The following is a 13,741-nucleotide window of genomic DNA, read 5'->3' on the forward strand; positions in this document are numbered from 1 at the left end:
GTCAGTTCAATTCAACCTCGTCGTGGTCTGCACCTCTGCCTCTTCAGGCTTGTGAATCAGGCTGCGACAGTCACTTTTCATTCTGAGCGGGTGCCAGACATTGAATCGTTAAGGACCACCGCGTTACGCCCTGTGAAACTCAATTGACTCGCGAATGATGCTCTCTAGCTTGCAGTAACTCGCGAGGGAGGCATGAGCAACGAAGTTCTGGAGGATCTCCTGAAGAAAGATATTCATGAAGACACCTGGGAATGGTGGAAGTCTCATCTCTACCTTTTGAGACAAGATAAAGATTTCTACGAGGCAGAAGCTGTCTTTAAGGAGTTCAGTATGTATAAAAGCAAGTCTTGCGAATTGGATTCTTAGTTCAAAGCAGAATGGGGATTTTTATTATTTAACTTAGTAGAGATGTGATGTCACTCTCAAACGTGAGGATGCTGTGACTTTGACCTTTTTGCCCTGGTAAGAGTGCAATGGCACTGATGGCCTTGGGGAACGCCGCTTGACTTCTGGATACAAACGAGCAGAGATCATCGGTCGACCAAAGGCCTTTGATTCCGGTTCGACGTTCCTCAATCAGCAGTTCGTAAGCCTCGTTAAACCGTTTGGCGCGTTCCTCATCGCCATTGAGAAGCTCTGTGAATGCCACTTCGGGACTTTTCTCCGTTGCGATGCGAAGCCATTCTTTGACCTCGGGGCTGTCGATTGCGGCTGATGTCGGCACCACGTTGCCAATGCTGCCGACGCCGATCACTACGGCTTTGATTTCATCTGCGCGACCATCGAGAACGACGCAAGGACAGGAGAAATCCCAGGCTCTTACAGCGTTGAGCTTGATTGCTGCTTGCACGAATGTCTCCCGGCATTCAGCAACTAAGACGTCCAGACGGGCTCGATTCGATGACATGAGCGTTCTTGGTTTAGTCCGATTCGGAGGGAGTCGTTGTTCAATTCTCTCGAAAGAGCATTCAGCTTGGTGGATCGCTGCACTCAGGAGAGCCAGTTGGAATCGACAGAGAAGGTGAGTACGCCGTGATCTTCTGTCTCATTCCCCTCCGTGATGGCGACGCATGCAATCTCCCCTTTTTCGAAACACTGCTTCGACTTGAGAGCGAATTTAGCTGCTTCGGAATACGACCAAACAGCGATTCCATGCCGATGGCGTTCATCGCAATAGCGATCCCAGAGCCTGGAGAAGTGTTTTGCTTCCGGTCCATGCATGAATTCGTCAAGGGCTTCTTCGGCGCCAACCTGCTTGTAACGCGCCAGAAAAGAGCGCAGCAGTGGATTGTCGATCACGTTGCTTGTGCTGATGGTTCCTGTGAGACCTCGTACTGAAGTTTTCAGAACTCGTTTGGGATGCTCTCTGGCATCAATGACAATCACAGGGCACTGCAAATCCCAGGCGGCTCTGTTACGCAGTTCCCGTGCAGCATCCGACATCTCGTCGCGAAGCTCGCTAATGAGCTTTCTAACAATGAGAGTCGGATCCTTCATTGTTTGAATTTAAGGCTTTCACCCGGCAGGAAAACAGTTCAGGCCAGTTTTCAACGAATCTCACCACCGCAGCAGCCGTCTAGATTGCTTGACCAAGAATGCTGGTCTCCGCTTAGAACATGATCAGACCTCGGTCTGAGCTATTCACCAGATGTTCACCAGAACCCCGCGGATTCCGCACCAGAGTCATGTAGCGGGATTCATCAGAAGGGCTGTGATCTTGAAGGAGTCGAGGGGGCTGCACTCCCATACATTTACTCCTGAAAGCGATGACGACTTCCAATCAATGGTCTAATGCAAACCCATATCCATGGGAAAAGTGGGCTCAGCTACCCCATGAGGAGAGGCAAGCGATGTCGGCAGAGGGGCATAAGCAAGCTTCGTTGAAAGAAGCAGAGGGGAGATACGCCGATCAAGTTGACACAGCGTTTTTGAACGCTTCTGATGTTGATGCTATGGGAAATTTAGATTCAAAACCAATTGGCCGTTTTCCCTATTGGGATGTTGCAGAATCAGTTATAGAAACTAAAGCCGTGGGTCATCAAGGTGGATTGCATCTCACGTCACATCCTCATGATGAAGATGAGGATGACGAGCTGACTGGTCGAGTTGTTCGTGAACTTTATGAAAGGTGGAAAGAAAAGATGGGAGACTCTCCTACACGAATTAAGCCTCGCAAAAAGTTGGAATTAGTTCAAAAGCCTTCTGAAGCTCCTGACCCAGACCTTGAGCTGCGTCAAGTTGATCCTATTACTGGCGAGAATGCTGATTACAAGGTTGTCATCAACATCGGTATCACGATCAAAGTGAAATCTAATTATGGAGATTTATCTGAAAATACTCCCGACACAGATTTCAATTCCAAACCTGAAACACTTACTGCGCTTGAGGCAGACGTATTTGCTCCACTCTTAACTGATCAGCTTGTTACAGACGATCAACTATTCACAGCTGGTATTAATGCAAATGTCGGCAGCTGGGTGATTCCAGAACAGGTGCCTTCCATATGATTGACGAACTATACATCGGTTGGTGATTGCCAAAGTGTTCATAAAAATCCCGCTAAGTGCTGGGTTTTTTATTGGTTCAATCACCCTAAAAGCCCACAAAGCAGCTTTCAATACCTACCACCATCTATCACCAGTGATGTTGATGTCACCATCAATATGTTGGAGGGAATGTGTGAGTATCATCGACTGAAAGAACTGGGGAGAATGTTTCCAAGCTTCTTGCCTCCTCTTTGAGGCTATTAGAGGATTATAGAGATTATCTTGATAACTTAGTGCACAAGCTCTGAGGGACATTTCTAGTCAAGCTTCTCTGCTGCTTCATCCTGTGTCGATGCGTCAATTTCCCTGCATTCATCTACCGCTTTGATCACCTTTGTCTCATTTAGAATTCTGTGCTGGTTATTAACAGAGATTGGTCGTGGGATGTTAAGTGGTACTGCCCTTTGTGCACAATCTGATCGTTTGCCTTGGTTGCTAGCTCCTTCTCTGCGGGCTTGTTCGTGATGAATGAGTTGGTAATGGTTTAGAGGGATTAGCTATTGGTGCATCGTCCATACCAAGCGTCAGGGTTAAATCCGCTGGATGGAAATATAGTTATTGAGAAAAGGCGATCATCTCCGCGAATCTGAATCTCATAATCTTTCTTTATTTTTTTATTGTGGAATTTTGTAGTAAGTGTTTTCCCATAGATTTTAATATCAATAGGCTCCTTTCCAGCAGATAATTTATCAGTATCGATATCAACCTCTGTCAGTGTTGATGCACCCAGATCCAATTTGTATTGAACATGGACTGGATGGTTCATTGGGAATCCTGTTGCAGTGCCAGAGCCTTGCGTTCTCTTGCCTCTGCATTCGAAGTAAAAAATGTTTGATACTTTATGTTCTTCCAGTGCTATCAGAGGCAATGAGGAGAAGCTCACGACAGAAGTAATTAACCCTATGGATAGATGGCGAATCATGAGTCAGCGTCAAGTGTGTACATGATCAAGAGTGAGCATCAGTCTTCTTTGGATGTGATGGGTGATTTGTCGTCCCTTGAGATGCGAGATTTGATTCTCACACTGTAAGTAGGCAATGGCGTTGCAAGGTGGTCGCTACTCACGATGCAGCTGGACGGTTGCATAATCGCTGCTCATCGAACCCTGAAAAATACCTCGTTCATTAATACTAAATTGACGTTTATTGGCTCATGGAACCTAGCCTTTGGAAGGCATCTTGACGAAACTTAGAACCTTCTTTTCCGCTATGTTTGCCCCATAACCCTTCCCAGTAAAAGTAAATTACTCCATAACCTTGCTCATTGCTGAGGCGCTTTTTTTCAGCAAGTACAGGGATTGGTGTAGTTCTTTTTCCGAAACCAGCAAGAACTCCAATCTGAACGGGTAATCCCCACTGACGGGCTTTACGCAATGCAGGTTGATTGAGATCTTTGGCAAATCCCTTGAGTGAATAGGCATAGTTCTGCACAACGAGATCATCAATCAATTCTCCAACTGCCCACAGCTCCCAGTCTTGAAGCCAGTGGTTGTAAGCAAAGCGAAAAGGTCCCGGCGAGAGGCTGATGCGTTGAGGGAGTGCTTCCTTTTCCAATCGTTCTCGTAGTTCCCTCAGCAGGCCTGTCAGTTGACGACGTCTCCAGGTCATCCAATAGCGATTGGTGTGATCCTTGGGCGGAGGTGATCCGGTTTGTGTTTCATACAAAGCAGCGGTGAATGGGTCGTATCCCAGTTCCACCGGCCATGCGAAGTGGTCATCCAGTTGGAGACCATCCATCCGGCAGCGTTTCATCACCTCCACCACCAGGCCGATGAAACGTTCGCGTACCTCGGGATGGGCTGGGTTGAGCCACACCATGTTCTTGCCGTGCATTTTCATGACGGTGTTGCCGTTAGCTCGAGCTAAGACCCACTCAGGCTGTTGACGCACGATCTCAGAATTAGCTGGCTCCATCAGTCCGTACTCAAACCATGGGATGACCTTCATCCCGCGTTGGCGCGCCTGTTCACTCAGGGTGCAAATGGGGTCGAGTTGAAGTCCGGCTTTCTTTAAGGCTGGTTCAACCGGTGCGAAACGACTTCGATGAAAGGTTGTACCGCGACTCCACACGTTGGGATAGATGGCATTGAACCCTGCGGCCTTCAGTTCATCCATTGCCTGGATAAGAGTTTGACGGTCGTAATAGAGACGGCTTGGGCTGTTGGTCAGCCACACTCCCAGCGTGCGCTTGGGTTGAACGGAGGGCAGCTGGGCTGATGCCGGAGCTGCAGCGCAGAAACTCAGCAACCCAGCGACCACCCCTGTGATCTTTCGGCGAAGCTGCTTTCGAGCTCTGGTCACGGGTTCAGCGGAACATCGAGCTGACGGAGCTCTCCTCATGAATACGCCAGATCGCTTCGCCCAGCATGTTGGCGACCGAGAGTACCTGGAGCTGCGGAAACACACGGTCTGAAGGGATTGGAATCGAGTTAGTTACCACTACTTGCTCAAACAGACCGTCAGCAGAGAGACGCTCCGCCGCAGGTGGCGAGAACACGGCATGGGTGGCGCAGGCGATCACACGACGCGCTCCCTTTTCACGCAGAAGGCGAGCACCGGCGCAGATTGTGCCGCCGGTATCGATCATGTCGTCGATGAGGATGGCGGTTTTGTCCTGCACATCGCCAATCACTGTGAGGCTTTCGGCCATGTTGTGACCTGTGCGCCGCTTGTCGATAATCGCCAGTGGCGCATCGTTCATCTGTTTGGCGAAGGCTCTGGCGCGGGCCACTCCCCCTACATCAGGCGACACCACCACCACCTCGCCTAGATCCTGATCAGATAGATAGTCGACAAGAACCGGAGAGCCGTAGATGTGATCGCAGGGAATGTCAAAGTAGCCCTGGATCTGAGCGGAATGGAGATCCATCGCCAGTACACGGTCAACACCGGAGGTCACCAGCAGGTTGGCCGTTAGTTTCGCGGTGATCGACTCGCGGCCTGCTGTTTTGCGGTCAGCCCTGGCATAGCCGTAGTACGGCACGACAGCGGTGACCTGACGGGCGGATGCGCGACGACAGGCATCCACCATGATCAGCAGCTCCATCAGGTGATCGTTGACAGGAGCACAAGTAGGCTGAATGAGGAAGACGTCGCAGCCACGAATGGATTCCTGAATCTGCACGTAGAGCTCCCCGTCAGCGAAGCGTTTGCAGACTCTTGGACCATCCGGTACGCCGAGATAGGCCGCGATTTCACGCGAAAGCGCAGGGTTTGACGTTCCGGTAAAAAGTCGCAGCCGCCGAGTGTCGTGCTGAATCTTTTCCTGTTCGGCGCGGGCTGCAGTCAGGAATCCGGTCACGATGCCCGCGAACGAGAAACTGGTTGTTCGATCGTAGAGGTGCATGGTCCCATTCACCCTGGGCATTTCCTCAACCGGTTCTTTTAACCTGCCTGGATGTTTCAGACCCTTTTGGTTGTCATCGGCGCCGGTGCACTGCCTGAGTTGCAGATGTCCGCAGCCTGTAGCTCCCTCGCCGCCGAGTTTGGAGCTGGCCTCATGGAAGAAGGCTGTGGCCTATCGCCCCACTCACTGCTCAGCGAACTGACTGCTAAAACCAGCGCTTCCAGCCCGTTGACCGTGCTTCGTTTGAGTGGTGACGTTGGGGTGGACGAAAGCGGAGAAGGCAGCTGGATGGAAGCTCTGGCGGCCTGGCGAGTTCCTGTGCTGATGCTGGCTCAACCACGACCTGATGGTCGCTTTAGTGGGATTGTTCCAGCTTCTGTGGCTTTCGCTCGGGAGCTCAACCTCTCCCTGCTGGGGTTAGTCCAACTTGGCGGCGAATGGGATGCGCCTGCACGACGCCATGACGGTCTCCCCTGGTGTGGATGTCTGCAGGGCCCTGATGATGACCCAAGAGGGCTGATCAGTTGTCTGCAGCATCGTCAGGGGGTTTTGGCCAGAGGGGAAGCGGCTGGTTCGGCTTGAGTTCCCGCATCACCTGTTTCCCGATGCGAGGGCTGAGTTCCAGTTGACTGATCACAGGGGGCTGAGCGCTGCTGAGTGCCGCCGCTGTCAGGCTCATGATCTCAAGAGGAGTGAGATCTGTTTCCATCTGGGCGCTCACTTCGCCAATCACTGCGGGCAGTAGGGCGACGGCATTCGGTTGATTCAGCTGCTCGTGGATCCCCTTCAACAGACTCTGCTGTCGGGTGCGCCGTGCTTGATCATTCTTGGGCTGAGGCCTGTAGCGCGCAAGTTGTTCCGCTTGGCTGCCGTTCAGCGTTTGCCGCCCCGCCTGAAGGTTCACGCTGTAGTTCTGGGTCTTGTCCTTGTGCTCATAGGACTGATTGAGGATGACTTCCACCTCACCCAGTCCATCCACAAGGCTGCGAAGTGCCTGTCGCGGCATCACTACAAATCGGTCTGGTTCCCCCTCCCTCAATCCGACTACTTCAGCAATCACATCAGCTGTAAGGGCTACGCCGCCAACCGGATAGGCATCAGCTAACGACTGAAGCGTTTTGCGCCCCGGCAGATTCACCGCGAGTTCTGTCGGAAGCTGCAGCACTTGGACGGGTTCGCTGGAGCTGACCTGGACGAGCATCAGGCTGTCGGCATTGGCTGGTCCGTTGGGCGCGGCATTGTTGTTTGGATCATTGATTCCATCTGCATCAATGCCCACCACCAGCACCATGACCGGACGCTCGGGAAGTGGCGCCAGGCTGGCGGGATCATCCGCCGAAGGCGGTTCAGCTGCCATCGGGTCGGGTTTCGGCCAGATCAAACCAAGCCCTCCAGCGATCAGGCTGGCTCCTGCAAGAGCAGTGGCGATTCTCAGAACTGTTCTAAATGGATGGCTTCCGAACCATCGCGTCAATCGGCTCGGTGAAGGATCACCCGTTGGTCCCTCGTCCTTCATTGCGCCGGATCCTCCAGAACTGAGTCTCAGTCTCGCCTGGTTCTAAGCGAATAATGGAAGGTGTCGACCCAATGGCCATGCTTCTGAACGACGACTTCCGTAATCGTTCGCCAGACAAGGTGCGTGTTGTGGTCTTTGGTGCGACCGGATATATCGGTCGTTTTGTGGTGAAAGAGCTGATCACGCGCGGTTACAACGTCGTGGCTTTCGCCCGTGATCGCAGTGGTGTGGGCGGCCGCCAAGATCAGGAGAGCGTGAAAGCGAATTTCCCTGGCGCGGAGGTTCGCTTCGGTGACGTTACCAATTCCGACTCTCTAGCTCGCCATGCTTTCGATCAGCCAGTGGATGTGGTGATCAGCTGCCTCGCGTCACGTACCGGCGGTCGCAAGGATTCATGGGCCATCGATTATCAGGCCACACTCAACACTTATCGCCAGGGAAAGAAGGCTGGGCTCTCGCATTTCGTTCTTTTGTCAGCGATCTGCGTTCAAAAACCTTTGTTGGAATTTCAGAAAGCGAAGCTTGCGCTTGAGGCGGAGCTTCGCGATGGCAATGATGTGACTTATTCCATCGTTCGCCCGACAGCATTTTTCAAAAGCCTCGGAGCTCAGGTTGAAAGTTGTCGCAAGGGCGCCCCTTACGTGATGTTCGGAGATGGTGAGTTGGCAAGTTGCAAGCCAATCAGTGAGTCTGACTTGGCGTCTTATCTCAGTGACTGCGTGGTTGATCAAGACAAGATCAACCAGATCTTGCCAATTGGAGGCCCTGGAGAGGCGTTAAGTGCTCGACAGCAGGGTGAACTGCTTTTCAAGGCTTTAGGGAAAAAAACCTGGATGATTTCCCTGCCGATTGCGTTGATGGATCTTCCTGTGGGTTGTCTTGAATTTCTATCCGGAAAGTTTCCCTCACTCGAGGACACGGCTGAATTTGGAAGGATCGGCCGCTACTACGCTGGGGAGTCAATGCTTGTCTGGGACGAACAGCGTCAGCAATACGACAGTGCAGCGACGCCCTCCTATGGCAGCGACACTTTGGAGCAGTTTTTTGAACGCGTTGTGCGTGATGGGATGGACGGCCAGGACCTCGGTGATGCCGCTCTGTTCTGACGTCGTGTCGTTGACTTTCAAAGCGAGTCGCGCGTGACAGCTGCTTCTTTGCCGCGCCGTCGTGTCGGTGTTCTTTTGCATCCGACTGCCCTGCCAGGTTCGCCTGTCTGCGGAGGTTTGGGAGCTCCTGCCCGCTTTTGGATCCAGGCCCTTGCGCAGAACGGGATCGGCGTCTGGCAGGTGTTGCCGCTGTCACCGCCGGATGGAACCGGGTCTCCTTATAGCTCTCCATCCAGTTTTGCCATCAATCCCTGGCTCTTGGATGCCAAGGATCTGAGCGATCAGGGATTTCTTCAACCTGGTGATTTAGATGCTCTTCCGGGTGTTGAGGCAGCCGAACCCCTACTGGATTTCCCCCTCGCAGACAGGCGGGCTGCAGCTTTGGCCAGGCAACTGCGCCATCGCTGGGACCAGCTGTCGCACGCTCACCATGCGGCTTTTGATCGATGGCGACGGGATCAATCCCGCTGGCTTCAGGATCACGCAGCCTTCATGGTGCTGCGTGATCAGAACCAGGGACGTCCCTGGTGGGACTGGCCTCAGGAGCTGGCAGTTCACGATCAGACAGCTTTGGGCGAGTGGCGCCAGGCGCATCAGGATCGTCTTCTGGAGCAGGAGCTCCTTCAGTGGCATCTGAGCCGGCAATGGACATGGCTGCGCGAGCTTGCCCGTGAACTCGATGTGGAAATTCTCGGGGATCTTCCCTTTTATGTGGCCCGAGACAGCGCTGATGTCTGGAGCCATCGCGCCTTGTTTTCGATTGCAGCGGATGGAAGGCTGCGAGAACAAAGTGGTGTTCCGCCTGACTATTTCTCCGCGACCGGACAGCTTTGGGGAACGCCGGTGTACAGCTGGCCCCGACATCGCAGCACAGGTTTTCGCTGGTGGAGGGATCGTCTGCGGCGTCAGTGGCAGCTCGCCGATCGCCTGAGGCTTGATCATTTCCGTGCGCTGGCGTCTTACTGGTCAGTTCCCGGAGGGGAGTCCACGGCCATGAACGGATCCTGGCGACGTTCTCCTGGTCGTGAGTTGCTCAGCTGTCTGCGTCGAGATGCAGGAGGCCGTTTACCGCTGGTGGCCGAAGACTTGGGAGTAATTACTCCTGATGTGGAGCAGCTGCGTGATCATTTCCATCTGCCTGGAATGAAGGTGTTGCAGTTCGCTTTTGATGGCAATCCTCGTAACCCTTACCTGCCCTCCAACATCCATGGCACCGGATGGGTGGTCTATCCAGGAACTCACGACAATCCAACAAGTTTGGGCTGGTGGCAAAGGCTGGATGACGACTCCCGTGCTCGTTTGGCCAGTTGTCTTGATTGCCCGGTTGAGGCCCCTGGCTGGCAGCTGCTCGAGCTGGGCATGGCTTCAACGGCGCAGCTGGTGGTTGCACCACTGCAGGACCTGCTGCACCTGGATGACGTCGCCCGCTTCAATACACCCGGGACGGTTGAAGGCAACTGGAGTTGGCGTCTACCGGTGTTTGATGACTCGGTTGCAGGAGCACTTCAGGGTTATGGGTTGCGTGCTGAAGTCTGGTCAAGGCGATAGATCCCGGGTTGATTGTTCTGCGCTTTCTGGGGGAGCCCGTCCCATCGAACATCTCCTGCAGCGGGTGCCGGTTGAACGCTGAGCTGAAGGGGTGGCAGCAGCTGAAGGGTGAGCGTGCCGGTTGCTCCTTTGAGAGAACTGCGATCGCCTCCCTCACTGCTGAGCGTCAAGGTGCTCGGTTGCTTGAGGGTGACTTCAAGCACGCCCGGCAGCGGTTGGTTGTCAATCAGCTTTGCAACGGAGTCAGCCGTCTTTTGCGATCTGAGCTCTGCGAGCGGCCGTAGGCCTTGCAGTAGTGCATCGGAGTCCTGTTGAAGATTCAGTGGAACAGGAGTGAATGCCTTGGTGTTATCGATCGCCAGTTGTCGTTGCTGTTGATTTAGCGCGAGCAAGGACACGCTGATGACAACGATGTAAACGAGGCTTCCCTGCCAGGTGGTGAAGATGTCAATGCTTCCAAGCGTGAAGCGTGTCCGCCGCTGATCTTGGGGCAATCTTTGTTGAAAACAGTCTTCAGGCAGCGCTCCGCTCAGGCTGTTGGGCTCGAGCTGGAGGTATTGCTCCAAACGGTGCAGCATTGCTACCAGGTAAGCCGGTTCCGGTAAGCGGTCTGACCAGCCCCGCTCCAGTGCTTCCAACACCGGCGTGGTGATGCGCACCTCTCGCGATAAATCTCTCAGGCTCAGCCCGCGTTGTTCACGGTGCTGTCTCAGACGTTGGCCAGCCTCGATCAGCGGGGCCTCTTTGGCCGCTTGATCCGTTGGATTGGCTTCACTCTGGCGCCTTCGACGCCAGCGCCATGGGAGGGAACGTTTGAACAAAGCCATGGCCGGTTTACGCCTCACCTGCCTGAGAGCTGATCAGGCTTCGCCATTCTTGCCTGGATAGCTCGCGCCAGCATCCTTCTTCCGTTGATCCAAGAGCCAGTCCAGCGATTGCAATCCGCTGCAGGTCGAGTACCGAATGACCGAGCAGCGAGGCAATCCTGCGGATCTGCCGGTTACGTCCTTCTCGCAGAATTACCTCAAGGGTGCTGTGTCCACGCTTGCTGTGGAGCAGTTTCACGCTGGCAGGGAGGGTTCGAGAGCCATCCAGTTGCATGCCTTGTCGCCATCGTTCCAGCTTCGAGTGATCCGGTGTTCCGGTCACCGTCACCCTGTAGGTCTTGCTGTGGGCATAGCGGGGGTGTGTGAGCTTGAAGGTGAGCTCTCCCTGGTTGCTGAGCAACAAAGCTCCACGGCTGTCGGCATCCAAACGTCCGACTGGATGCAGCCCTTTCCGGAGCTCGGCGGGGATTAGGTCCAGCACGGTTTCGCGACCTTGAGGGTCATGGCAGCTGCTGATCACGCCGGCAGGTTTGTTGAGCAGCAGTACTCGCTCCGCATTCACCATGGCCAAAGGCGTCCCATCCACGCAGATCAGATCTGTTTCCGGATCAGCCTGATCTCCGAGTGCTGCGATCGTTCCGTTGACGTGAATTCGACCCTGGCGCAGCAGTTCCTCTGCCTGGCGGCGGGAGCAGTGCCCCGCGGCGGACATCAGTTTCTGAAGTCGCTGGCGCATTCAAATCGATTGTGACTTAGTGGTCACCGCGCGGTAGCAACAGTTCAATCGATGTGCCTCCGTCAGGGTGATTACGGGCCTGAATTCGGCCTCCATGGTTCACGGCGATCTGTTGGACGATGGCCAGTCCGAGGCCGCTGCCACTTTGGTGGGAGCGGGCCCGAGATGGGTCGCCGCGGTAAAAGCGCTGGAACATGTTGCTGAGATCACTTTCACTCAGCCCCTGGCCATGGTCTCGGACGCAGACCAGCCACCATCCACCACTGGGGAGGATCTTCACGTCAACGGCGCTTCCCTGAGGCGAAAAGCGCAAGGCGTTATCGAGCAAGTTGAGGACGGCTCGATGCAATCGGCGTTGATCCCCCAGAAGTGGTCCTGGCTCTTGGGTGTTGATGCAGAGCCTCACCTCGCGCTGATCAGCAAGTGGACGGATGCTGTTCCAGGCGTCTTCCACCAGCTCTTCAAGATTGACCGGTGTGTAGCCTCCCTGCTCGTGGGGAAGGATGTTCTCCAGCCTGGAGAGCTCCAGCAAATCCTCCACCAACAATTGCAGACGTCTGAGTTCCTTCTGCAGGCGCTCCACAAGAATGGCGTCATCGGCTGAGACTGCTGTTTCCAGTCGATCGCTCACGAGCATTAGGGCCGTGAGAGGGGTTTTCAGTTCATGGGCGACATCGCTCACCCAGCGTTCCTGTTGCTCCTGCTGTGCTTCCAGAGATTGTCTGTTCTGGAGGAGCACCAGCAACCACTCGTCCGAACCGGGCAGAACGATGGCTTCGAGAGGCACTCCTTGCTGTTCCCATTCACAGCGTTGCGGCCGTTGTTGATACCGCACGCTGACAATCGCCTCTTCGAGCTGAGGCACGTTGAGAACCTCGTCGAGGGCCTGCCCGCGCACGAGCCGATTGCTGGAGAACTGCAGCAATCGTTCCGCTCTTGAGTTGATGAAACCGATGGTGACATCCGGTGTGAGAACGAGCCATCCTTGGGTGGCTGCATCGATCCAGGCCAGCAGTTGCGCTGTACTCAGCGAGTGACCGGACAACACCGGCGAGATCTGTGCTGAGTGCCGTCGCGAACCGGCGTTCAGATTGAAGCGGCTGCGCAAAGCCCAACCGCTCACCACACCGACCGTGATGCCAAGGATGAGCGAAGCAGCTGAACTCACATCAATCAGCCGAATCGATATCCGAATCCACGCACCGTTCGGATGTGGTTAGGAGAGGAGGGAGTGGTCTCGATTTTTTCTCTCAACCATCGGATATGCACGTCGACGGTTTTGGTGTCCCCGACGAAGTCGATGCCCCAGATTTGTTCGAGCAGTTGATCGCGGCTCCAGACACGCTTCGGGTTGCGCATCAGTAGTTCCAGAATCTTGTACTCCTTGGGGGCAAGGCTGAGATCCTCTCCGTTCCGCGTCACCCGGCATTCCTTGCAGTAAAGACAGAGGTTGGCGTGTTCAATGACGTCATCCGTGTCTGTGGATTCGGGGCTGATTCGCTGGGAGCGGCGCAGCAGGGCCCGGCATCGGGCCACCAACTCCCTGAGCCCGAATGGTTTGACCAGATAATCATCAGCACCCACCTCGAGGCCGAGGACTCGATCGGTTTCGCTGTCCCTGGCGCTGATGACAAGGATCGGAGTGCTGTTGTTGAGCTTCCTGAGCTCGCGGCAGAGATCCAGTCCTCCCAGTCCTGGAAGCATCAAATCAAGCACTAGCGCATCAACGCTGTTTGCCTCCGGTCCGGTGAGCATGGCCAAGGCTTCGCTTCCATTCCCGCAGGCACTGACATCAAAGCCCTCGGCTTTAAGCGCTTCCTTGACGGTCTCTCTGATGGAGTTGTCGTCCTCAACAACCAGAAGGTGAGCATCACTGACGTTGTTGGATGCGGCGGAGGTGCTTGCGGTGGCGAAGGTCACCTGGGTCGGTTGAATTGGCCCCATTTTGGCCATGGATCTTCTCTGGTCTGCTAGCGGGGAACATCTGTAAACGATGGTAAATTAAGAAACGGATAGGTTTCGTAATTAGTCGATGGCGCCCTTGTCCCTGCTACCCGATGCGGACCTGGTGCGTTCTTACTTGCGCGACATCGGCCGCGTGCCGCTGCTGAGCCACC

At 54.5% G+C, this 13,741-nt stretch carries 15 protein-coding genes; 5 read left to right on the forward strand and 10 right to left on the reverse strand.

Annotated elements, in window-relative coordinates; genetic code table 11:
• Window positions 1-394: 394 nt before the first annotated feature.
• Together DXY31_RS04300 and DXY31_RS04305 are read right to left on the reverse strand one after the other, a co-directional pair.
• The gene (locus DXY31_RS04300; protein WP_137024892.1) at window positions 395-907 is read right to left on the reverse strand and encodes a hypothetical protein; all 513 of its coding nucleotides are present in this window, start codon (window positions 905-907) and stop codon (window positions 395-397) included.
• Between the two features lie 83 nt (window positions 908-990).
• A complete protein-coding gene (locus DXY31_RS04305) occupies window positions 991-1,443 on the reverse strand; it encodes a hypothetical protein (protein WP_244279527.1) in 453 nt (150 codons plus the stop codon).
• Window positions 1,444-1,766: 323 nt separating this feature from the next.
• On the opposite strand from DXY31_RS04305, the gene DXY31_RS04310 reads away from it, so the two are divergent.
• The gene (locus DXY31_RS04310) at window positions 1,767-2,507 is read left to right on the forward strand and encodes a hypothetical protein (RefSeq protein ID WP_137024893.1); all 741 of its coding nucleotides are present in this window, start codon (window positions 1,767-1,769) and stop codon (window positions 2,505-2,507) included.
• Between the two features lie 532 nt (window positions 2,508-3,039).
• On the opposite strand, the gene DXY31_RS04315 is transcribed toward DXY31_RS04310, so the two are convergent.
• From DXY31_RS04315 to DXY31_RS04325, 3 genes are all read right to left on the reverse strand, one after another.
• Window positions 3,040-3,414, reverse strand: coding sequence for a hypothetical protein (locus DXY31_RS04315; RefSeq protein ID WP_206749791.1), 375 nt, complete (start codon window positions 3,412-3,414; stop codon window positions 3,040-3,042).
• 274 nt (window positions 3,415-3,688) lie between these two features.
• Window positions 3,689-4,846, reverse strand: coding sequence for a glycoside hydrolase family 10 protein (locus DXY31_RS04320; protein ID WP_244279529.1), 1,158 nt, complete (start codon window positions 4,844-4,846; stop codon window positions 3,689-3,691).
• A 4-nt stretch (window positions 4,847-4,850) separates the two neighbouring features.
• On the reverse strand, window positions 4,851-5,846 hold the full coding sequence (locus tag DXY31_RS04325) for a ribose-phosphate pyrophosphokinase (protein ID WP_114992522.1): 996 nt from the start codon (window positions 5,844-5,846) through the stop codon (window positions 4,851-4,853).
• Between the two features lie 96 nt (window positions 5,847-5,942).
• Between DXY31_RS04325 and DXY31_RS04330 the strand changes: the two genes are divergently transcribed.
• Window positions 5,943-6,473 carry a hypothetical protein gene (locus DXY31_RS04330; RefSeq protein ID WP_114992465.1) on the forward strand — a complete coding sequence of 177 codons (531 nt, stop codon included), beginning with the start codon at window positions 5,943-5,945 and terminating at the stop codon, window positions 6,471-6,473.
• Here DXY31_RS04330 and DXY31_RS04335 read toward each other — a convergent pair.
• Window positions 6,412-7,407, reverse strand: a complete 996-nt coding sequence (locus DXY31_RS04335; RefSeq protein WP_114992467.1) for an LCP family protein — start codon at window positions 7,405-7,407, stop codon at window positions 6,412-6,414. The genes DXY31_RS04330 and DXY31_RS04335 overlap by 62 nt on opposite strands.
• A 53-nt stretch (window positions 7,408-7,460) precedes the next feature.
• Here DXY31_RS04335 and DXY31_RS04340 point away from each other — a divergent pair, with 53 nt between their 5' ends.
• Both DXY31_RS04340 and malQ read left to right on the forward strand, forming a co-directional pair.
• Window positions 7,461-8,513 (forward strand): NAD(P)-dependent oxidoreductase, encoded by a 1,053-nt coding sequence (locus tag DXY31_RS04340; protein ID WP_371639081.1) that lies wholly within the window; start codon window positions 7,461-7,463, stop codon window positions 8,511-8,513.
• A gap of 33 nt (window positions 8,514-8,546) precedes the next feature.
• Window positions 8,547-10,061: a 4-alpha-glucanotransferase gene (gene malQ, locus DXY31_RS04345; protein WP_114992469.1), complete on the forward strand. Its 1,515-nt coding sequence runs from the start codon at window positions 8,547-8,549 to the stop codon at window positions 10,059-10,061.
• On the opposite strand, the gene DXY31_RS04350 is transcribed toward malQ, so the two are convergent.
• The 4 genes from DXY31_RS04350 to DXY31_RS04365 all read right to left on the reverse strand — a co-directional run bounded on the left by DXY31_RS04350 (window position 10,025) and on the right by DXY31_RS04365 (window position 13,568).
• Window positions 10,025-10,888, reverse strand: coding sequence for a RodZ family helix-turn-helix domain-containing protein (locus DXY31_RS04350; protein WP_114992471.1), 864 nt, complete (start codon window positions 10,886-10,888; stop codon window positions 10,025-10,027). The two genes, malQ and DXY31_RS04350, sit on opposite strands and share 37 nt — an antisense overlap.
• A gap of 7 nt (window positions 10,889-10,895) precedes the next feature.
• Window positions 10,896-11,624 (reverse strand): pseudouridine synthase, encoded by a 729-nt coding sequence (locus tag DXY31_RS04355; protein ID WP_114992473.1) that lies wholly within the window; start codon window positions 11,622-11,624, stop codon window positions 10,896-10,898.
• Between the two features lie 16 nt (window positions 11,625-11,640).
• On the reverse strand, window positions 11,641-12,714 hold the full coding sequence (locus DXY31_RS04360) for a cell wall metabolism sensor histidine kinase WalK (protein WP_244279532.1): 1,074 nt from the start codon (window positions 12,712-12,714) through the stop codon (window positions 11,641-11,643).
• Window positions 12,715-12,797: 83 nt separating this feature from the next.
• Window positions 12,798-13,568 carry a response regulator transcription factor gene (locus DXY31_RS04365; protein ID WP_114992477.1) on the reverse strand — a complete coding sequence of 257 codons (771 nt, stop codon included), beginning with the start codon at window positions 13,566-13,568 and terminating at the stop codon, window positions 12,798-12,800.
• Window positions 13,569-13,656: 88 nt separating this feature from the next.
• Between DXY31_RS04365 and DXY31_RS04370 the strand changes: the two genes are divergently transcribed.
• A partial coding sequence (locus DXY31_RS04370; protein WP_137024894.1) for a sigma-70 factor domain-containing protein occupies window positions 13,657-13,741 on the forward strand: 85 nt, incomplete at its 3' end.

It is taken from the genome of Synechococcus sp. UW179A (assembly GCF_900473965.1).
GTDB lineage: Bacteria > Cyanobacteriota > Cyanobacteriia > PCC-6307 > Cyanobiaceae > Synechococcus_C.